At 73.8% G+C, this 19,928-nt stretch carries 14 protein-coding genes; 2 read left to right on the top strand and 12 right to left on the bottom strand.

What is annotated here, in order from left to right:
* Positions 1 to 12: 12 nt before the first annotated feature.
* The 8 genes from ACH4ZX_RS31910 to ACH4ZX_RS31875 all read right to left on the bottom strand — a co-directional run bounded on the left by ACH4ZX_RS31910 (position 13) and on the right by ACH4ZX_RS31875 (position 8,911).
* Positions 13 to 1,839, bottom strand: coding sequence for a VgrG-related protein (locus tag ACH4ZX_RS31910; RefSeq protein WP_398280388.1), 1,827 nt, complete (start codon positions 1,837 to 1,839; stop codon positions 13 to 15).
* On the bottom strand, positions 1,836 to 2,555 hold the full coding sequence (locus ACH4ZX_RS31905; RefSeq protein WP_398280385.1) for a LysM peptidoglycan-binding domain-containing protein: 720 nt from the start codon (positions 2,553 to 2,555) through the stop codon (positions 1,836 to 1,838). Before ACH4ZX_RS31905 ends, ACH4ZX_RS31910 begins: the two co-directional genes overlap by 4 nt.
* A 62-nt stretch (positions 2,556 to 2,617) precedes the next feature.
* Positions 2,618 to 3,043, bottom strand: a complete 426-nt coding sequence (locus ACH4ZX_RS31900) for a phage tail protein (protein WP_398280382.1) — start codon at positions 3,041 to 3,043, stop codon at positions 2,618 to 2,620.
* A gap of 101 nt (positions 3,044 to 3,144) precedes the next feature.
* Positions 3,145 to 4,002: a hypothetical protein gene (locus ACH4ZX_RS31895; protein WP_398280379.1), complete on the bottom strand. Its 858-nt coding sequence runs from the start codon at positions 4,000 to 4,002 to the stop codon at positions 3,145 to 3,147.
* Between the two features lie 2,230 nt (positions 4,003 to 6,232).
* Positions 6,233 to 6,391: a DUF6760 family protein gene (locus tag ACH4ZX_RS31890; RefSeq protein ID WP_324786165.1), complete on the bottom strand. Its 159-nt coding sequence runs from the start codon at positions 6,389 to 6,391 to the stop codon at positions 6,233 to 6,235.
* Positions 6,388 to 6,882 (bottom strand): hypothetical protein, encoded by a 495-nt coding sequence (locus tag ACH4ZX_RS31885; protein WP_398280377.1) that lies wholly within the window; start codon positions 6,880 to 6,882, stop codon positions 6,388 to 6,390. Before ACH4ZX_RS31885 ends, ACH4ZX_RS31890 begins: the two co-directional genes overlap by 4 nt.
* Positions 6,879 to 7,319, bottom strand: a complete 441-nt coding sequence (locus ACH4ZX_RS31880) for a phage tail protein (protein ID WP_360755528.1) — start codon at positions 7,317 to 7,319, stop codon at positions 6,879 to 6,881. The genes ACH4ZX_RS31885 and ACH4ZX_RS31880 overlap by 4 nt, the downstream gene beginning before the upstream one ends.
* A 35-nt stretch (positions 7,320 to 7,354) precedes the next feature.
* A complete protein-coding gene (locus ACH4ZX_RS31875) occupies positions 7,355 to 8,911 on the bottom strand; it encodes a phage tail sheath family protein (RefSeq protein WP_398280375.1) in 1,557 nt (518 codons plus the stop codon).
* 245 nt (positions 8,912 to 9,156) lie between these two features.
* Between ACH4ZX_RS31875 and ACH4ZX_RS31870 the strand changes: the two genes are divergently transcribed.
* On the top strand, positions 9,157 to 10,521 hold the full coding sequence (locus ACH4ZX_RS31870; RefSeq protein ID WP_398280372.1) for a DUF4157 domain-containing protein: 1,365 nt from the start codon (positions 9,157 to 9,159) through the stop codon (positions 10,519 to 10,521).
* 35 nt (positions 10,522 to 10,556) lie between these two features.
* Here ACH4ZX_RS31870 and ACH4ZX_RS31865 read toward each other — a convergent pair whose 3' ends face one another.
* The 4 genes from ACH4ZX_RS31865 to ACH4ZX_RS31850 all read right to left on the bottom strand — a co-directional run bounded on the left by ACH4ZX_RS31865 (position 10,557) and on the right by ACH4ZX_RS31850 (position 17,547).
* Positions 10,557 to 12,833 (bottom strand): AAA family ATPase, encoded by a 2,277-nt coding sequence (locus ACH4ZX_RS31865; protein WP_398280369.1) that lies wholly within the window; start codon positions 12,831 to 12,833, stop codon positions 10,557 to 10,559.
* Positions 12,830 to 13,534: a DUF4255 domain-containing protein gene (locus ACH4ZX_RS31860; protein ID WP_398280366.1), complete on the bottom strand. Its 705-nt coding sequence runs from the start codon at positions 13,532 to 13,534 to the stop codon at positions 12,830 to 12,832. Before ACH4ZX_RS31860 ends, ACH4ZX_RS31865 begins: the two co-directional genes overlap by 4 nt.
* Complete coding sequence (locus tag ACH4ZX_RS31855; protein ID WP_398280363.1) at positions 13,531 to 16,650, bottom strand: hypothetical protein; 3,120 nt, start codon at positions 16,648 to 16,650, stop codon at positions 13,531 to 13,533. Before ACH4ZX_RS31855 ends, ACH4ZX_RS31860 begins: the two co-directional genes overlap by 4 nt.
* A 204-nt stretch (positions 16,651 to 16,854) precedes the next feature.
* Positions 16,855 to 17,547 carry a LuxR C-terminal-related transcriptional regulator gene (locus ACH4ZX_RS31850; RefSeq protein ID WP_398280360.1) on the bottom strand — a complete coding sequence of 231 codons (693 nt, stop codon included), beginning with the start codon at positions 17,545 to 17,547 and terminating at the stop codon, positions 16,855 to 16,857.
* A 232-nt stretch (positions 17,548 to 17,779) separates the two neighbouring features.
* Here ACH4ZX_RS31850 and ACH4ZX_RS31845 point away from each other — a divergent pair, with 232 nt between their 5' ends.
* The gene (locus tag ACH4ZX_RS31845; protein ID WP_398280357.1) at positions 17,780 to 19,129 is read left to right on the top strand and encodes a hydrolytic protein; all 1,350 of its coding nucleotides are present in this window, start codon (positions 17,780 to 17,782) and stop codon (positions 19,127 to 19,129) included.
* Positions 19,130 to 19,928 lie beyond the last annotated feature (799 nt).

Below are 19,928 nucleotides of genomic sequence, written 5' to 3'. Positions count from 1 at the left end.
TTGGGACTCGCCTCAGTTGATCCGGAGCAGCTTGGCCTTGAGGACGCCCAGCAGGCCGCCGTCGATGGTGACGTCCGTCCTGCCCGTGACCTTCACCGAGGCGCCGTCGATCCGGACCGCGGCCGTGGCCTCCAGGTCCACCTGCCGGCCCTTGACGGTCACGTTGCCCTGCCGCGCGTCCAGGGTGATGCCGGTGCTGTCGAGCACGACGGAGGTGAGGGGGCTGCCCCGCCCGGCGTTCACCGTCAGCTCGATCCGGTCGCGCCGGTCGTCGAGGCGTACTTCCAGGCGCTCGTCGCCGGTCACGAGTCTCAGTCCGGACGGGCCCGGTGCGGCGGCGTCCAGCAGTTCCACCCGGTGTCCCGAACGCGACACCACGGAACGGCGGTTGACCTTCCCGGTCGTCCTGTCGATGAGCGGGACGTCGTGCGGGGAGGGCTTGTCCACGCCGTTGTAGAGGCCGCCGATGACGTACGGGCTGTCCAGCAAGCCCTGTTCGAAGCCGACCAGGACCTCGTCGTTGACCTCGGGGCTGACCACGCCTCCGCCGCCCTTGCCGCCCCACTGCACGGTGCGCACCCAGTCGGTGACGTAAGTGTCGTCCAGCCAAGGGAACTTCAGTCGTACGGCGCCGTTCTGGGCGCCGCCCGGTTCCCGTACGTCCGTCACCACGCCGATCGCCAGACCGGGGATGCGCGGGCCGCGGCTCGGCGCGTTCGCCCCGGTCACCAGGCCGGTCAGGGAGCGGTCCGGGCTGGCGCTGACCCACACCGTGGTCCGGTAGCCGCCGTGCGGTTCGATGACGTGCCGCACCGCGGTCGCCGTGTACCGGCCGGAGAAGTCCTGCCCGACGTTGCCGAGCGCCACGGGCCTGCCCGCCCGTAGCCTGGGGTTGCCCTCGGCCTCCGCCTCCAGTTCGGCGAATCCGGCGCTGACGTGAGCGGCGGCGGCGTCCGCGACCGCCTTCGTCTCGGCCTGGGTGCGGTACGGGGTGTCCGTGACGGTCAGTTTCGTCGACCTGCCGAACCGGGAGGCGCCCGCCGTCGGACTCAGCCCCGGCACCACCGTGCCGCTGGTCACCGACGCCTTCCGGGCCACCAGCGGCCGCTTGGTGGTGACGTCCCAGCCGCGCACCTCCACCTGGGACGCGCCGTCCGCGGCCGACAGCGAGGCCCGCAGCGCCAGCAGGTTGCGCCCGTACTCCAGCACCATGGGGTTCCGGGTGGCCGGGGTCGACGGCGCGGGCGCGCCGGACGCCTTCTGCGGCCTGGTGAACTGCAGCAGCCCCTGGTCGTCGACGCGCACCTGAGCGCCGTTCTCCCCCGCCAGGAAATGCAGGAAGTCCCAGTCGGACACGTTCGCCTGCGACAGCTGCCGGTAGGTGACCGGCGCGGCTTCGACCCTGCCGCAGGCCAGCCCGGCCCCGGCGGCCACCTTGCGGACGATCTCCGCCGCCGTCATGTCGCGGTACGCCACCACCTTGCGGCCCCGCTGGAGGCGGTGCGCCTTGGAGTAGGCGCGGACGACCGTGAAGGAGCCGGTGCGGTCCCGGTCCAGTTCCAGGGCGGTCACCTCGCCGTTGAACAGCCGCTCGCGCACCTGCCCGGACACGGTCACCACCGACACCTTGAGCGGGGTGCCGATGGTGATGCCGGTCGCTTGGAGGAACTCGTGGTCGGGGTCGCGGAAGGTGAGCACCGCGGCGTCCGGCAGGCCGACGTTCTCGTCCACCACGCAGTTCACCAGCTGGGCGGCCCAGATCTGCGGGAGTTCGCCGGGCGCCTCCACGACGGGGTCCGCCGCGAACGACCGGCCGCCGCGCGCCTCGGGTGTGGTCACTGGTCCTCCTCAGCGCCGGTGTCGCGCAGCCCCGGCACCACCAGTTCGGTGCCGGGCACGAGAGCCATCGGGTCGTCGATGTCGTTCGCCTCCGCGATGACCCGCCAGGCCGTCGCGTCGCCGTACTCCCGCCAGGCGAGCAGCGCCAGGCTGTCGCCCGCCACGAGGGTGTGCGTGCTGCGCCCGGTGCGCGCGCCGGACGTCGGGTTCTGGCCCGGCGCGTCGACGCTCGCCTCCTCGATGGACAGCGCGCAGGTGGCCCGCAGCGGCTTTCCGTCCACGTCGAACAGCGTGTACGTCACCGACAGGCTGGAAAGCACACCGTCGAACGACGTCGTCCGCGCCGTGCCCCACTCGAACCGGACCCATGGGCTGGCCGGCTTCTTGCGGCCCAGGCTCGCCGGGGTCGGCACGCACGCCTTCATCAGCTTCTCCACCGCCAGCTCCACGGAGTTGTCGTGGGTGGCGGTGGCGTCCAGGAACACCTCGAGGCTCAGTTGGCGCGGGCCGCTCCCGACGAACTCGGGCAGCGCCGACTGCCCCGCCATCCGCGAGGGGGACCGCCGCCACTCGGTGGTCTTGCGCAGTTGCAGGGTGGAGGGGTTGAACTGCAGGTTCAGCCGCGCGATCGTCCCGCCGGGTTTCGCGCCGACGGAGGCCGGGGGCTCCTTCAGGGTCAGCTGGGCCCTGGTTCGGCTGGAGCGGGCTGGGGACACGGCGGGACCTCCTTCCGGGTGACGGACACGTGCTGGTGAACGGGTGGGTGAGTGGGGGCGGTTCAGGACGGGCGCAGACCCTGGTGGGCGATCTCCAGGGTCTCCACCGCCGCGCGGGAGTCGGCGGGGTCGAAGGACGGGCCCTGCCAGCGCACCGGGACGATCCCGAGCACCTGCCAGCTGATGATCCGGGTCAGGTCCGGTCTCAGCGCCGCGATCTCGCCGTCCTTGGGCTCCACCCGCTTCAGCGTCTCGTCGAGCCAGCGGGCGATCTTCGCCGTGTCGGCGGTGACGGGCCGGGTGAGCGTGATGTTGGTCCAGGTCACGCGGCCGGGGAGCTGCCAGGTGAAGCCGTTGTTGCCGCCTTCGGCGTAGGTCTCCATCTCGACCTCGGCGCCCATGCCGGAGCAGGTGTGGAAGGCGCCCAGGTCGTTGCCGCCGATCGCGAGCCGGAAGAACACGCTCGTCGCGAAGATGCTGTCGGTCATGCGTCCGTCACTCGTCCGTCGGTCGTCGTTCAGTCGGTCAGGCGGTCAGTTCGGTCAGTCGGTCACTTGTCGGTCAGGGGGTCGTCGCCTGTCGCGTGCCCTCAGCGGCGTCCGTCGTAGGGGCGGCCGGTGCGTTCGCGGCCGCGCCGCAGTTCGGTGCGCAGCAGCCGCGACACGGGGTCGAGCAGGCGGCGCGCCAGGTCGTCGAGGTCGAGGTCGGGGCCGGGGTCGTCCTGAGGGGTTCCGGGGCGGCGGGCGGCCGAAGCCGTGGCGGACCCGGCCGACGGCTGCGACCGGCCGCGTGCCGGTACCTCCTTGACCTGTACGCCCGGAACGCCCTTGAGCAGGTCGGCACCGCCCGTGCCGGTGGTGTCGCGCTGAACGGAGGCCGCCGGCCCAGTGGTCGGCCCGGGGCCCGGCGCGACGGTACGTGGCCGGACCACGGGGACGGCCGCCGCCGTTGCCGGGGCGGCCGACGGGCGGTCCGGGAGCGGCGGCGCCTGCGGGCCGGTCACCGGCAGGGACTTCGCCGGTACGACGGCGGTCGCCGGGCTGAGCGGCGCGGGACGGACCACCGGGGCGCGCTGAACGGGAGCTGCGGGGGTGGCGGTCGTTCGTGCGCCCGTGTCCTTGTCCTGCGGGCCCTGTGGGTCCTGTGGGAACTGGGGGACCAACTGTGGTCCGACGTGCGCGGTCGTGGTCCGCTGGACGTGCGGCCGCGTCGGCGCGGGGGCGGGGGCGGACGGGCGGGGCGCCGGATGCCCGGAGTCCCCGGCGGCCGGTGAGGTGCTCGGCGAGGTGTCGCCCGGGGAGGCACCCGGTGCGGCAGGCCAGCGCGCCGCCACCACGGGACGGCCGCCGGAACGGGCGGCCACGGGCGATGCCGCTCCTTCCGGGGTCCGGGTGCTCAGGTTGAGCGGGCGGGCGGCGAGCAGCGCCAAGGCGCGGGGCTCTGCCATGGCTGAGTGTGCTGCGGAGCGGGTCACGGTGAGCGGGTACGGGCCTGCCGGGTCGGCAGGCCGGGCACCGCTGGTGCCCGAGGCCACGGCCCTGGCCACGACCACTGGGGCCGGGGCGCGGGGGCCCTGGGACCGTTGCCCGCCGGAGCCCGGGCCAGCGGAGGCTGTGGCCGGCGCGCCCGCCGGTGCCGGGCGGTCGGCTGCGGCGCCCGGGGGCGATGTCACCAGCGGCGTGGCGGCCCCGTGCGCGTGCTCCGCGGGAGCTGCCTCGGTGGTATGCACCGTGGCGGAGTCGTCCGTGAGGCGGCGCTGGACATCGGCCGCCCCCAGCAGCGGGGCTTCCGCGCCCGGCGCGCGACGGGGCGCGGAACCGGCGGGCGGGACCAGCGGAGCGGTCGCGGGGTTCTGGTCCTGCCGTACCGGAGCACGTTGGACGTCCGGGCCGGACCCCGTACGGGAGGCGCGGGCACCGGACGGGGTCGCAGCTGGCAGCTCGGCGCTCGGCGGAAGCGCGGACAGGGGCGCGCCCAGGCCGCCGCGGGCACGTGCGCCGGTGTCGCCGGGAGCGGAGGGCCGACGGGGGGCGTCGGCCGGGGGCGCGGGTGTCGTTCCCTTCGCGCCGCTCGTACCGTCGTCGTCCGGCCCCGGGGTGTCGGCCTGGCGCTGGACTACGGGCAACGTCGGGCCTGACGCGGCTGCGGCACCGGTTGCGGCACTGGTCAAGGTGGCGTCCTGCGGCAACGGCATTGCCGTGGCGGGCAGTTCGTTCAGTGGGGCGCCCAGGGGCGGGCGGCTGCCCGCGGGTGTGGCGGTGCGCTGTACGAGGGCGGTGGAGCCCGTGCTGGTACGAGGCGGTGCCGCCGTACCGGAGGCAGCAGGAGTGGTGGTGGCGGTGTCGGGCGCCGCGGCGGCGGAGGGGCGCACCGCGGCGACACGGCGCACAGGTCCGGACGGGCGCCGGGCGACGGTCAGTCGGGGCCCCGACGGGCCGATCCGGACTGCCGGTCGGCCCTCGGTCGGGCCGGTGGCACGGGACGCATCCGACCGCCCGGCCTGCCGCGCGGGCTCGGGCCCGGTCACCTCCGTCGCGGCACGCTGGACGGCGGGACGGGACGCCTCGCCGCCGGAGCGGGCGGGCCGGGTTGCCGTCGCTCCGTCGGTGGCGCGTTGCACGGCCGGGGCCGCGGGCGTACGGCCCCCGGAAGCGGCCGGCGCCCGGGAGACACGACCGGAGTCCGGCCCGGACGCGCCGGGCGGTGTCTCCGAGGTGGCCCGGCTCGCGGCCCTGTCGGCGGTCCCGTCGGCGACCGCGGGCGGAACCACCGCCACACGTCGGAGGAGTGGAGTCGTGGAGGCGGCCGGCCGACTGCCGGTGTCGGCGGGGAACACGACCGGGCCGGCGCCCGGCTGCGCGGCCCGCCGGGCTACGGGAACCGACGGGGAGAGCACGGCCGGGGAGTCCGAGGGCGTGAGACCACGGGTCCGGGGAGCGTTGTCGCGCGAACGCCCCTCACCCGGAGCGCTGTTGTCATCGGAACCGCCACCGGAGGGCCGTACGACGGAGGACGAACGCGAGCCGACCTCCGCCGAGCCGAGCTCCGCCGAGCCGGCCTTCCGTTCCGCCGAGTCCGTCCGGCGGGCAACCGGCGGCGTCGGGGCGGCCGTCCGCCCGTCCAGGGTCCCGGATTCAGGGACCCCGTCCCCCGAGTCGTCCGCCCCCTCCGGCCGCAGTGCCCTGAGCAGCAGCGGTCCCCCGGCGGTGTGGGTGGGCCGGGGAGCCGCCGGGCGGGTGACACCGCGCACCAGGCCGGTCGGAGCGGCCGGGAGCAGCGCGTGACCGAGGCCGCTGTCGAAGGACGGGTTCTGCCAGGCGGCCAGGCCCGCGCGGAAGGCGAGGCCGTCGCTGACACCGAGCGGGGCGCGGGACACGGTGAGTTCCGGCGCGGCAGTACGGCGCCATCCCCCGTCCCAGTCGGCGGGCACGGAAGGACCCGCGTCGGCGGGCCCGGAGGGACCCGGATCACCCGGCGCGGAGGAACCCAGGCCACCGGGCACCGAGGACCCCGGACCGCCCAGCAAGGACGAACCCAGACCGTCGGCCACCGACGCCCCCGAACCGCCCGGCCCGGAGGCACCCGCGTCACCCGGCACGCTCCGGCGACCCGCACGCGCGCCGGACTGGCCGTGTCCTGCGGCCCGGCGGCGTAACCAGTCCCGCCATGCCATGTCCTCAACCGCCTTCGTTCACGCGGGTGTTGATACGGGCGATCTCGGCCACCCACTGCCGCCGCTCGTCGTGGGTCAGGTCGAGGATCTCCTCACGCGGCCAGTGGAAGTGATAGGCGATGTACGCGACCTCCTCCCGGAGCCGGGGAAGGGCGTACGTCACGATTCCCCCAGGCGCCCACCCGAGAGGTCGACCTCGAAGCCGCCCTCGCAGTGCGGGCAGGTCACCGCGGCACGGGTGTGGCCCTCGCTGTTGATCCGGCGGTAGAAGTCCTGGAGGAAGGCGACGTCGGTGGCGTACATCCGCTCCACGATCCCGGCGTGGACGTCGGTGATCGTGCCGAGCCGGGTGATCACCTGGCCCAGCAGCACCACGCTCAGGTACGCCGGGTTCTCCTTGACCCGCAGGTCGATCTGCGGACGCAGCTCGTCACGGGCGGTGGCCAGGCGCATCGCGCCGTGCCGGTGCACCGTGCCCGCCTCGTCCACGTAGCCGCGCGGCAGTTCGAACTCGAACTCGGTGCGCAGCCCGTGGTCCTCCCGTGGCGGCGGGGCGGCGGCGGGGACCTCCGCCGCCTGCTCCGCGGCCTGGGCGGGCGCCGTCATCGCGAGGATCTCGTCCAGGTTGCCCGCCGTGACCGTACGACGCCTCATTCGACGGTGATCTCCTCGAACACGATCGTCACGGACTCGGTGGCCGGAGACGACTCCCCCGCCTTCAGCGACGGGCCCTCCCACCGGGACACCCAGCCCTGCATGAGCTGGATGCGCCGGACCGTGTTGAGCTCGGAGTCCATGATCTCGATGGTGAGGTTCTGCCGTGCGGAGGACACGGCGCCCTTGTTCAGGGTCTCCTTGATCCACTTGGTGAACTCGCTGCTCTTGTCGAGTCCCCGGGTGATCGTCACCTCGCCGGCCTGCCGGGCGCCGGGCTGCTTGCGGATGATCTGCATGCCCCGGTCGCTGACCTGCTTGACCTCTACGACGTCCTCCTCGACGGTCAGTCCGCTGATCTCCTGGATCGACTCGACCCGGTAGCCGCCCAGTTGCACGCCGAAGACGTGGGTGGAAAGAGCATCGCCCTCTGCCATGACTGTCTGTCACCTTCCCTTGCCGAACCCGCGGGTCACTCGTCGATGAGGCTGGTGCTGTCGGAGAACTGGGCCAGGCGGAACACCACGAACTCCGCGGGCTTGACCGGTGAGACGCCGATCTCGCAGACGACGCGGCCCTGGTCGATGGACTCCTGCGGGTTGTTGTCGCGGTCGCACTTCACGTAGAACGCCTCCTCGGCCGTACGGCCGAACAGCGCGCCCCGGCGCCACTCCTCGGTGAGGAACGCGGTGACGTTGCGCCGGATGCTGGACCACAGCCGGTCGTCGTTCGGTTCGAAGACCACCCACTGGGTGCCCAACAGGATCGACTCTTCGAGGTAGTTGAAGAGGCGGCGCACGTTGAGGTAGCGCCAGGCCGGGTCGGAGGAGAGGGTGCGGGCGCCCCAGACGCGGATGCCGCGGCCGGGGAAGGCCCGTACGCAGTTGACGCCGATCGGGTTCAGCAGGTCCTGTTCGCCCTTGCTGAGCCGGACTTCGAGGTCCACAGCGCCGCGGATCACCTCGTTGGCGGGCGCCTTGTGCACACCGCGCTCGGCGTCGCTGCGCGCCCAGACGCCGGCGATGTGACCGCTCGGCGGGACGGTGGTGTTGCGTCCGGCGGCCGGGTCGAAGACGCGCACCCAGGGGTAGTAGAGGGTGGCGTACCGGGAGTCGTAGCCCGCCTCGTCGTTGCGCCAGGCGCGCACCTGCTGGGCGCCCAGGCCGGGCGGGGTGTCCAGGACGGCGACGCGGTCGCCCATCTGCTCGCAGTGCGAGATCACCGCGAGCTGCACGGTGCGCACGCCCTCGGCGTCGATGTCGCCGCGCTGGTAGGCGCTCATCAGGTCGGGCACCGCGACCATGGTGATCTCGTCGATGGTCTCCAGGCCGCCGAACCCGGTGCGGGCGGCGGCGTCGCCGACGTACTCGGCCGCGTCGAGGCGGGCGACCTCGCCGGAGCCGTTCGCGGCGGGCGCGGCCGGAGCGTCGGGCACCGCCAGGGTCTGGGCGGCGGGCCTGCTCTGCGCGGCGCCCTGCTGCTCGGTGACCTGGATCAGCTTGGAGGCGCGGGCCTGGGTGACCAGGTAGCCCTTGACGTTCTTGCGGGTGGAGGCCTCGTACATCTCCACCACCTGGTCGCCCTGGCGGACCAGGAGCTTGAAGCGGTCCTCCGGCGGGTTCTCGCCGTCCGGGTCGGCGACCTCGACCGTCACCCCGGTGACGCCCGGCCGGGCGGCGACCAGGAAGCCGCCGAGGGCCACCGGCTCGGCCGCCCGGTCCGCGCGCCGTCCGCCGTCCGCCGCCGGGGCGGAGGTGTCGTCGGCCCGGCCGCCGATCCGCACGATGTACGCGGCGCCGCCGCCGTTGGTGAAGTAGCCGTAGACGGAGAGGGGCAGGTAGGCGCCCTCGGTGAAGCCGCCGAAGAGTTGGGTGTACTGGTCCCAGCTGCTGACCAGCGTCGGCGTGTGGAACGGGCCGCTCTCGGCGAACCCGACGAACGCGGCGACGGCGGTGCCGACCCCTTCGATCGGTCGGGCACCGGACTGCACCTCCTCCACGTACACGCCCGGGGTGAGGTACGTCGGCATGCTCGCTCCTTCGCGTCCTGCGGGTCGGTCACCTGTGTCCAGGCCGAGTCTGCGCGGGGGTCGGCCGGGCCGACAGGGACCCGCGGACCTGGACGGGGGCAGGACCGCTGCCTTCCGCACCCCGGCGGGCCGTCCGGGCGTCACCCGTCCTTGCCCTCCCGGTGCCCGCGCGGACCTGGAAAGTCCGCCGCCCCGCACGGTCCACTGGGGGCCGCAGCAGGGGTGCGCCGACGAGGAGGCAGCGGATGCGGACGTCCAGGGCGCAGAGCGAGCAGGCCGAGCCCCGGCAGCCGGCGCGTGGCCCGGCCTCCGCCCGGCGGGAGACGCCCTCGGCCGACGCCGCCGTGCCGCCCCCGCTCACCGCCGCCGCGCTCCGCGCGGCACAGCGCGGCGCGGGCAACACCGCGGCCACCGGCATGATCGCCCGCCGCGCACGCACCACGCCCGCCCCGGAGCAGCCGGACGCCGGCGGGGTGGACGAGGTCCTGCGCTCGGCCGGCCAACCGCTTGCCGCGCCGGTGCGCCAGGAGATGGAGTCGCGGTTCGGGACCGACTTCTCCGACGTACGCCTGCACACCGGTGCCGCCGCCGCCCGCTCGGCCCGCACCATCGGGGCCCGCGCCTACACCTCCGGCAGCCATGTCGTGATCGGCGACGGAGGAGGTGACCGGCACACCCTCGCCCATGAACTCACGCACGTCGTCCAGCAGCGCCAGGGGCCCGTGGCCGGCACGGACAACGGTGCGGGGCTGAGGATCTCCGACCCTTCCGACCGCTTCGAGCGGGAGGCGGAGAGCAACGCGCGCCGCGTCATGAGCGGCGCCGCCCCGACGACCCGGGATGCGGAGCGGTCCGCACCGTCGGCCGAGCGGGTCCAGCGGCGGACGGTGCAGCGCTGGACGGAGCAGGCCACCCAGAACCAGGTGGCCATGAAGGTTTCGGCGGGCGGCCTGTTCGCGGTCGCGAGCGCCGGCGCCACCTCGGTCTGGGTACGGGTCGGAACCCCGCAGGACGCCGTCTCCCCGGCGTTGCGCGCGACCAGCACACCGCCGCAGGACCTCTTCGGCACCGGGAACTACCAGGAGCACCAGCTCGCCCGGCAGATCCTGGACGACTGCCTCCACACAGCGGAAGAGATCATGCACAACGCCGCGGGAGAGCTGAAGGACGGTTCCCTGAACAGCAGCGTGCGCACGGGTGCCGGGCTCAAGCCCTTCGGTACGTCGGACGAGCTGAACCGTGAGCGGGCGGGGGCTTTCGACGGGGCGACGGATCGCCACGCCAGTCCGGAGGTCGGACAGTCCTACCTGATGATCGCGATGGATCCGGGAGACCTGGTCATGTCGCAGTACCACGCGGCCGCGGTCGTGGGACTGGACGGAACGGACACGGTGACCATGGAGGCTTTCGCGGGCAGCGGGCAGACGACCCCGGATCCCATGACCTACACGATCGGCACGGTGAACTCGTTCCACGATTACTGGACGGGCGCCTACTACGGCCCGAATTATCCCGGTGTCACCATGAAGACGGTGGTCATCGTCAAGCGCGGAAGGGGGCCGCGCGTGCCGGCGGGCCAGGAGCAGCCGGCCAACCCCAACGTTCCGTGAGGCCGTGATCAGGCCGACGCTCCGAGAGGCCGTGATCAGGCGCCGGTGGCCACCGCCAGGTAGGGGCCGAACTCGCTCTCCAGGACCAGCCGTCCGAGCTTGCGGTACTCCTGGGCGACCGCCGTCACCAGCTGCCGCATGGTGAGCGGGCTGCCGGACTCGGCCGCGAGGTAGGCCGCGGTCACCGCGCAGGCCCGGATGGATCCGCCGGCGAGTTCGAAGCGGTCGGCGCAGAACGCGAGGTCCAGGTCGCCGGCCCGGGGCAGGCGGTCGCCCAGGCAGCGCTCCCACAGGTCGAGGCGCCGGCCGGAGTCGGGCACCGGGAAGTCGGCCACCACGTCCAGCCGCCGGGTGAACGCCTCGTCCAGGTTGGCCCGCAGGTTGGTGGTCAGCACCGCGATGCCGTCGAACGACTCCATGCGCTGGAGCAGGTAGGCCGACTCGATGTTGGCGTGCCGGTCGTGCGCGTCCTTCACCTCCGAGCGCTTCCCGAAGATCGCGTCGGCCTCGTCGAAGAGCAGCACCGCGTTGACCGCCGAGGCCTCGGTGAAGATGCGCTCCAGGTTCTTCTCGGTCTCCCCTATGTACTTGTCGACGACCGTGGACAGGTCCACCACGTACAGATCCATGCCCAGTTCGGCGGCGACGACCTCGGCGGACATGGTCTTGCCGGTGCCCGACTCGCCGGCGAACAGCGCGATCACGCCGCGTCCCCGGCCGCCGCCGGGACGCATCCCCCACTGCCCGAGCACCTGCTCGCGGTGGCGGGCGCGGAGCGCGAGTTCGCGCAGCCGACGGTGGGTGGACGGCGGCAGCACCAGGTCGTCCCAGCCGACGCCCGGCTCCACCCGGCGGGCGAGCCGGTCGAGCCCCGCGCCGTTCTGGGCGCGTACGGCGCTGCGCAGGTCGTCGGGGCGGACCGGGCGGCCCGCGAGGGCAGCCGTGCGCACCGCCACGTCGGCGGCCCGGTGCAGCTGCCCCGAGTCCAGGCGGTGCGCGGCGACCGCCTCGGCGAGCGCCTCGACGTCACCGGTCGCGAGACCGTCGCGGGAGCCGTGACCGCGACTGTCACGGGAGCCGTGACCGTGGCTGTCACCGGAGCCGTCAGCGTGGCTGTCACCGGAGCCGTCACCGGAGCCGTCACCGTGGCTGTCACGAGAGCCGTCACCGTGGCTGTCACCGGAGCTGTCGCTGGAGGTGTCACCGAAGGTGTCGCTGCCGGCCGCCCGTTCAAGGGCGTACCGCCAGCGTGCGGCCTGCCGCTCGGGGGACGGCGCCGGCACGTTCAGGACGACGGGGGTGTCGGCCGCCCACTCCGGGGCCCAGCCGACGGTGCCGTGCGTGAGCAGGGGAATCCCCCGCAGCGCCGCGCACAGCGCCCCGAGTGTGCGGGCCCGTTCGGCGGGTTCCGCGGGCAGCGCCTCCAGGGGGCCGAGGACGACTCCGGCGCCGGTGAGGCGGGCTTCGCGGGCGGCGACCCGGGCGAGTTCCGGTACGTCGCCGGGGCGCCGGGCGAGCGCCACCGCGTCCAGGACGAGCGGACGCAGCCCGGCCGCGCGCAGGGCGGCGGTGGCCAGCCCCGCCGCGTCGCCGCCCCGGCTGCGCAGATGGACGAGGCCGACGCCGGTGCCGACCGCGGCCGCCGTGCGGTGGACTTCCGCCGCCTCGGCGGTCGGGTCCTCGCGGGCCTCGCCGAGCACCCCCGCGAGCCGGGCGTCGGGCCGGGCACTGCCCAGGAGGTGCCCGGTGACCCGGTCGGGCACCACCAACACCCTTGACAGTGGCGGAAGTTCGGGCTCGGTGACGACCACCAGGCCCCCCTCGGTCAGCGGCGCCCCGGGGGCGAGCCGGAACCGGGCGGGCGCCGCCCCGGCGAGCCCGCACAGTTCCAGGGCCAGCCCGACCGTGGGCCTACGGCGTGTCAGGTCGTCGTTGAGGTAGCCGTAGAGCCGCTCGAAGCGCGCGTCGAGGTCGGGCGCCAGCGCGACCAGGAGCAGGTCCAGGTCCAGCGGGGACAGCCCGAACCGCCGGGCGAGGCCGTCGAGTAGGCAGCCGGCGGGCGGCTGCCACGGCTCGTGCCCGGGTACGGCGAGGCCGCCCGGCTCGTCCAGGATGCGGGCGGCCGCGTCGGGGGTGAGGTACTGGCCGCGGTACGGGTCGTCGGGGTCGGGGTCGGCGGCTCGACGGACGGCGACGGCGTGGCGTACCCGTTCCTCTACCAGCCTCAGCCGCGACCAGAGGTGTTCCACATGTTCCACATCGGTGGATGCGGATACGGCGCCAGTGATCACGGGTTCGACGGTGTGCGTCATGACTGGCGGTCCCCCCGGCGGCGGCGGGCGGGGGCGGGGCCCCGCCCGCGCGGGCCGGCGAAGCCGTCCGGGCCCGGGTCGGTCGCCTCCCGGTAGCGCAGTCGGCGGCCCGGCGTCGCCTCCCCGCCCTCGCTCCGGGCGGCGGAGCGTACGACGAGGCCTTCGGTGACCGGCGGTGCGGTCGCGCTGGTCACCCCGGCGAGCGGCGCCCGTGCCCGTACCTGGAGGGATGCCTTCATCTCCCCGCCGAGCGCCGACCACACGTCGGCGGCGGACGGCGCGTCAGCCCCGGCCCCGACGGTGTCCAGGGCCACCGTCAGGCCGAGTTCGGCGAGTGTGCCGGTGAGCAGCCGGGCGGGCAGCGTGCCGGTGGCCACCAGGGTCGCCAGCACCTGCGAGAGCAGCCGGTGTTCGTCCTGCGGGCGGTTCGCCCACGCGGTGACCAGGTACGTCAGCTCGAACCAGCGCGGCGGGGAGCGCCGTGCCACCAGGTGGCCGTCATCGTCGTACACCTCTCCGGTGCCGCTGCCGCGCCGGGTGGCGTCCTCCCGGATGTCGTAGAGGAAGACGCAGACGGTGGGGGCGCTGCGGCGGGCCGCCCAGTCCCGGGTGGGGGCGTCGAAGACCACCTCGACGCCCGACGCCTCCAGCCCGGACTCGCCGAGCAGCCGGCGCAGCCCCTCGTCCACCTCGTGGATCATCGGCGGGTCACCTCGTCGGGCGGCTGGATGCTTCCGCTGACCACCAGGAAGTCGGTCTTCACGGGCGAGAAGCCGGGGCCCTTGGCGGTGATGACGCGCGGCCCGGTCTGGTCCTTGGCGAGGATGAGCAGCTGGCCGATGAACGTGCCGTCGGGACCGGGGACCGTCGGCGCCGCCGCCGCGGTGATCCCCGGCTTCCAGGTGAACCGCACCGGCGCTCCCGGCGGGAAGTCCTTGCCGCGCACGGAGGTGACGAAGCCGGGCTTGCCGACCTCCGGCACCGCGACGATGCGCGGCTGGAGGATGCGCAGTCGCTGCCGGGCGGTGTTGTCGCTCTTGTCGGCGTCCGTGCCGGTGGTGGTGAGCACGCCGGTGACGCGGCCGGTGAGCGCCTTGTCGGGGCTCAGGACGACCCGGACGACGGTGCTCGCGCCCGGCTTCAGGTCCGGCAGTGCGCACACCCAGGACCGGTCGCAGCCCTCCGGCGGGCCGTTGTCGGGGATGCCCGCGGGCAGGCCGATGCGCAGCCGCAGCCCGGTGGCCAGCGCGTTGCGGCCGTTGCGGACCGTGTAGGTGACCACGACGCGCCCGCCGACGTAGCCCGGATTCGGCTGCGCGGTGACCTTCACCCCGGGTCCGGCGTCGGGCGCGGGCGGCTCGGCGGGCACCGTCGGGGGCGGAACCGTCGGGGTCGGGACCGGGATCGGGATCGTCGGGGTAGGGGTCGGGGTCGGCGGGGGTGTCGCCTCGCGCACCGGGATCACGGTTCGGCCGGCGTTGTCGCTGGGCTCGGGGTCCAGGACCGTGCCGGTGACCGACCAGTCGACGGGCTGGTCGCCGGCGGTGAGGCCGGTGAGGGTGACGTTCACCGTGACGGTGCTTCCGGGCCGCACCACGCCGACGTCGCACTGGTAGGCGGCGGCGTCGCAGGTGCCGCCGGGCCAGGTCACCCCGGCGACCTGCACGCCGGCCGGCGGGACGATGGTCAGGGTGGTGCCCGGGGAGGCGGCGGGGCCCTTGTTCACCAGGTCCACACCGACCGTGACGGACTTGCCGACCGTGACCTGGGGGGTGCTGCCGGGCGCGTGCACGGCGAGGTCCACGGACTGCTGGACGCTGGGCTCCTTCTGCCGGCCCGGCAGGTTGCCGGTGAGCGGAGTGAGCTCGCCGGATTCGACGTCCAACAGGCTCAGTTTTTCCGGGCTGTTGACGGCTACGGCGGCCCGCGAGCTGATCACCAGGCTCTTGCCGTCGGCCGTCCAGGCGGCGTCACGCGGCTGGAACGGGCCGGTCGCCGAGGTGTCCGGCAGTTGCCGGCCGCAGGCGCCGGGCAGGCCGCGGGCGGCGGCCGGGGTCAGCACCTGGCAGTCGTCGCCCGTGAGGGAGGTCAGGAGGATGCCGTCGCGCTCGTCGATCCGGCCGCCGCCGCTCTTGCGGTTGAAGGCGACGGCGGTCCCGTCGGGCGAGAACGCCGGGCTGTCGTCGATGACCTCGCAGGCGCCGGGGCAGATCGCGGCGCTCAGGTCGCGCTGCTGGTCGAGGTGGGCCACCGGCACGGTCCAGATGTGCTTGTTGCCGCCGGTGCCGTTGATCACCTCGCTGCGGGTGAAGGCCAGTGTCCTGCCGTCGGAGGACCAGGTGGGCTGGGCGTCGCGGCCCGTCTGCTCCCCGGCCGGTGGGGTGATCTCCCCGGTGATCGCGCCGGTGGCCACGTCCGCGACGAGGATGCGGCTGGGCCCGCCGACGCCACCCGGCGAGGTCCGGGTGAAGGCGAGGTACTTGCCGTCCGGGGAGAACGCCGGGTCGGTGTCCCAGTCCGTCGCTCCACGTCCGGCGAGCGGCAGCGGCGCCGCGCCGGAGCCGTCGGCGTCCGCCGTCCAGATCCGCTCGATACGGCCTTCCGGGCCGTCCTCGAAGCGGGTCACCACGATCCGGCGGCCGTCGGGCGTGTAGCTCTGCCGCTCGGTCCACGGGTCGTACCCGGACGCGGGCTGGAACAGCGGGTCCTGGGCGGGATCGGTGTGGGTGTCGGCCGCCGGGTCCTCCTCGAGGATCGTCAGCCCCAGATCGCGCGGGTCGGAGCCGTCCGACCGGGCGTCCTGCAGCGTCACCACGTGCGGGCCGGACGCCGAGACGCGCTCGACCACCGCGCTGCCGCCGTCGAGCGGACCGAGCCAGGTGACCGAGGAGACCTCCCGGTCCTCGCTGAGCACCACCGAGGGGGTGTCGGCGGAATGCGCGGGCACCCGGAACACATGGTCCCAGTCGCCCTCGCAGGAACACGTGCGGTCGGGGCTGAGGAACAGCACACCGTCCCCGTCGGGCAACCAGGCTGCCCCGTGCGTACGCCAGCCCGCCTGCTCACCCGCCAGCAGCGGCCCGTCGGTGGTCCCGTCGGTCACCCGCAGCCTGGGGCCGGACTGCCCGGGCGCGGCGGCCGTGTACGCGATCAGGTCCTTGTGGGTGGCGTCGTTCACCGGGTTCCACACCGGGTCGGCGGCCGTGCCGTTCGCGGGGTCGGTGACCCGGATGACGGTGCCGCCGGCCAGCGGCCGTACGTAGATCTGCTCACCGGCCAGGGCATCGGTGTCGCTCGCGTACGCCAGCCGCCGCCCGTCCGGGGAGACCGTCGGGCACTCCTCGTTCGCGGGGGTGTCGGTGAGCCGCGTCAGGCCGGTGCCGTCGGTGCGCACCAGCCACAGGTCGCGCTGGGTCCCGCCGCCCGGGCCGCCCGGCTCGGCCGCGTCGAAGACCACGGACTTGCCGTCCGGGGTCAGGCGGGGGTGCGCGGCGTCCATGCCGCCGGTCAGACGCCGTACGGAACCGTCGGCGGACCGCAGATAGATCTGCGGGGTCCGTTCGTCGCGGAGGCTCGCGAAGACCGTCTGGTCGCCGAGGGCGGACGGCTGGACGTCCTGGTGGGCCGGGCCCGCGCCGAACAGCGGGGTGCTGGTGGTGCTGCCGGTCACCCGGCCGAGGCTGCGGTGCCGGGTGCCGGCGTAGGCGATCCGGGTTTCCGCGCTGCCTGCCGCCGCGGCCCGCGGTGCGGACTCGGCGCTGCCCTGCCCGGATGCCCCCGCCACCGCCAGCAGCGGGACGAGCAGCAGCAACGCCATGCCGAGTCTCCCCGGGCGGTACCGCCCGCCGGGGCCACCGGTTCCCATCGAGATCCCCCTCGCGGTCTGCTGCGGCACGTGGATGTGCCCCCGCCACCCTGCGACGGCCGCGCGCGACGCGGCAGGGCGGCGGGGCCGTGCCGGGGGAAACGAGCGGTGTGTTTTCGGGCAGCGCAGGCGCACCTGGCTCTCGTCCCCGACGTCTCAGATGAGCCCGTTCCGCAGCGCGTAGCCCACCGCGTGCGCCCGGTTGCGGAGTTGGAGGCGGGTGATGATCTCGTGCAGGACGTTCTTGACGGTCCGTTCGGAGTACGCGGTCTTGCGGGCTATCTCCGCGGTGTCCAGGCCCTCCGACACCAGGCGCAGCATGTCCGCCTCCCGTGTGGTCAGCGTGGACAGGGACAGGCCCCGCGGATCGAGCGGCGAGCGCTGAGCGGCGCCGACGTGGCTGAGCAGCTTGCCCAGCAGGTCGCCGGGGAGCACGCCCTCGCCGTTGGCGGTCGCCAGCACCAGGTGGGCCAGCCGGTCCTGGTCGGCCTCGCCGCGTCGCAGTACCGCCGCGACGCCGCACTCGATGACGCGTTGCAGGGCGTCGGAGCCGAGGGTGCTCACCACGAGGCCCACGCGGGTGGAGGAGTTGAGCCGCAGCCGGTTCAGCAGCTCGGCCACGTCGTCGTCGACGTTGTCCACGACCACCAGCGACACCTGGGCCTCCTCGGCGGCGGCTTCGGTGAGCAGGTCGACCTCGGGGCGCTGGCGCAACTGCTGCACGACGCCGACGCGCAGGACGGGATCGGCGGCGTAGAGGGCCACGGTCACCCGCTCCGGCCGGCCGGTGCGAGAGGCCCAGTGCGCTAAGCCGGTGGTTGCGGACTCGTATGACGTGGGGGCGGACATGGCGCGGCTGTTCTCCTCTGTGCAAGGTTCGGGGGGGTACCTGTCCGGAGTTCGTGGGACAGGATCGCTGGGCCCGCCAAGCGCCGGAAGGCGGCGCACGGGAGCCCCTCGCACGACTTCAACAGGTCGGTACTGAGGATTAGTTGACGGTGGCTGTGCAGGCACCACGACTGCCCGGACGTTGCCCTCGCGCCCCTCGGCGTACACCCGCCGGTGTTCCTACGGTGGTGCCGTGACGCCTTCTGCAGCCTCTTCCGGTCCCGGTGCGCCCGGACTCGACATCCCGGTCGTGACGGTGGTCCCGGGCGGCACCGCCACGACCAGTCTGACTGTCCGCAACGACAGCGACATCGTCGAGGCCTACAGCCTGGAGGTCGTCGGGGACTGCGCCTCCTGGACCACCGTGGAACCCGCACGGGTCTCCCTCTACCCCGGCACTTCCGAGACGGTGACGATCCGGCTGGAACCGCCGCGCTCCCCGGAGATCCGGGCCGGCGAGATGCCCCTCGCGGTACGGGTCCTGCCGACGGAGCACCCCGAGGCGGTACGGGTCCCCGAGACCACGGTGCACGTGGCGGAGTTCCACGAGCTGCGCACCGAGCTGCTCCCGCGCCGCCGGCGCGGCTGGCTGCGCGGCCGCTACCGGCTGGCGGTGCGCAACGGGGGCAACACCCCGGTCCAGGTGGGCTTCACGCCCGGCCAGGCGGGCGAGGAGCTGGCGTTCGCCTTCAGCCCGGCCGAGCCGAAGCTGGAGCCCGGCGAGTCGGCCGAGGTCGGGCTGCGGGTCCGTACGGGCAAGCCGGTGTGGTTCGGCGCCCCGGCGGTGTGGCCGTTCACGGTGGACACCGCCGAGACCGGGGACCGGGAGGGGGACCGGCCGGACGAGACGGTCCACCGGCCGCCGCTGGACGCGGAGTTCGTCCAGATACCCATCTTCCCCAAGTGGCTGCTCGCCCTGCTGGCGGCGCTGCTCGCGCTGCTGCTCGCCTGGTTCGCGCTGGTCCGTCCGGCGGTGCGCAGCGCCGCGAAGGAGGCGGCCAACGAGGCGGTGCAGCCGCGCCCCACGCCCGCCGGGGAGCAGGGCGGCAACGGGCAGCAGCCCGGCGTCGGTTCCGGCGGCGGTGCGACCGCATCGCCCGGCGCCCAGGGATCGGGCCAGGGTCCGGGGTCCGGATCGGGCGGCGACGGCACCGCGACCGGCGACGGCACCACGGTCGGCGGCGGTCAGCAGAGTTCGGCGACCATCGATCTGAAGACGGCCGGCGGGGAGACCAGGACCGGTACCTACAAGGTTCCGGAAGAGAGCGTATTCGGCGTAACGGACATCGTTGTCGCCAACTTCCAGGGTGACGAAGGGGTATTGACGATCACCTTCGGCGACCGCAAGATCACCACAATCGCCCTGGAGACCTTCCGCAATCAGGACTACCACTGGGTCACCCCCATCAAGATCCCCGCGAACGACACCGTGACCATCGAGGTGACCTGCGCCAAGCCGGGCACTCCGGCCACCGGTCGCCGGGCACAGGGATGTCACGAGGTGCTGAACGTGAGCGGTGTGCTCAGCAGCACCAAGCAGTGAATCCGCCCTCAGACTTCCCGATCATTCTTGATCAATGCCGAGTACATCTGTAAAGAGCGCCAAGTGGTTCCGTCTGGAAATCGATAACCCAGGTCTGAAAACCGGCACCCGCACCGATGACGGCCTTTCCCGTCCCTCCACCGGCAATCACACGCTCCGGCACCACGCCCCCACTCCCGCCGGCCGTACGACACGCCACCGCCCCGAGCCCGCGCAGCGACCGCCGGTGACGGCCGCATCGCCGGGGTGCGGGTGTCACCCGCACCGATCGAGAGCCCACGGCAACGGGTGGCCACGGCCCTGACGTGGCCGGCGCCGACGCGGCCCCGTCCCGAGCGGTGACACCCTCCGCCCCTCCGCGGCTGCTACGCCTTGCACCGCCGGCAATGCGTAAGCCCCCGCGCTTCCGCGTCCTCTCGGGACATCTGCTCGATTCCCCCGAACGTCTCCGGTTTCCCGTTCAGCGCAGGGCAACTGGTGTCGGTGTGATACGAGTCTCGATGGATGCCGATGCGTACGTGCACTTCGTTCATGGAAGTCCCGCTCTCCTCGTGGATTCCGTGTCGCCGTCGAAGCGGCCCGATTCCCTCAACGATTACGTCCGGCCGCGGCAACGTCCGAAACCGGCCGATCAGCGCCTCCCCCGCCGCGGCCTCCGCCTCGACTCCGCTCGACCTGTCCGCAGTTCTCCGAACAGGAGCAATTGAGCCGTTTCCAACTTGGCTGAGCGGCTGACCAGTTGGCGTGGGGGTGATGTTCCGGAAGAGGTGAAGCTCCTGGTAGATGGGTTGTCGACCAA

Origin of the sequence: Streptomyces sp. NPDC020490, from assembly GCF_044335305.1 — a bacterium.
Lineage (GTDB): Bacteria > Actinomycetota > Actinomycetes > Streptomycetales > Streptomycetaceae > Streptomyces.
This window is presented reverse-complemented; position numbering and strand designations above follow the sequence as displayed.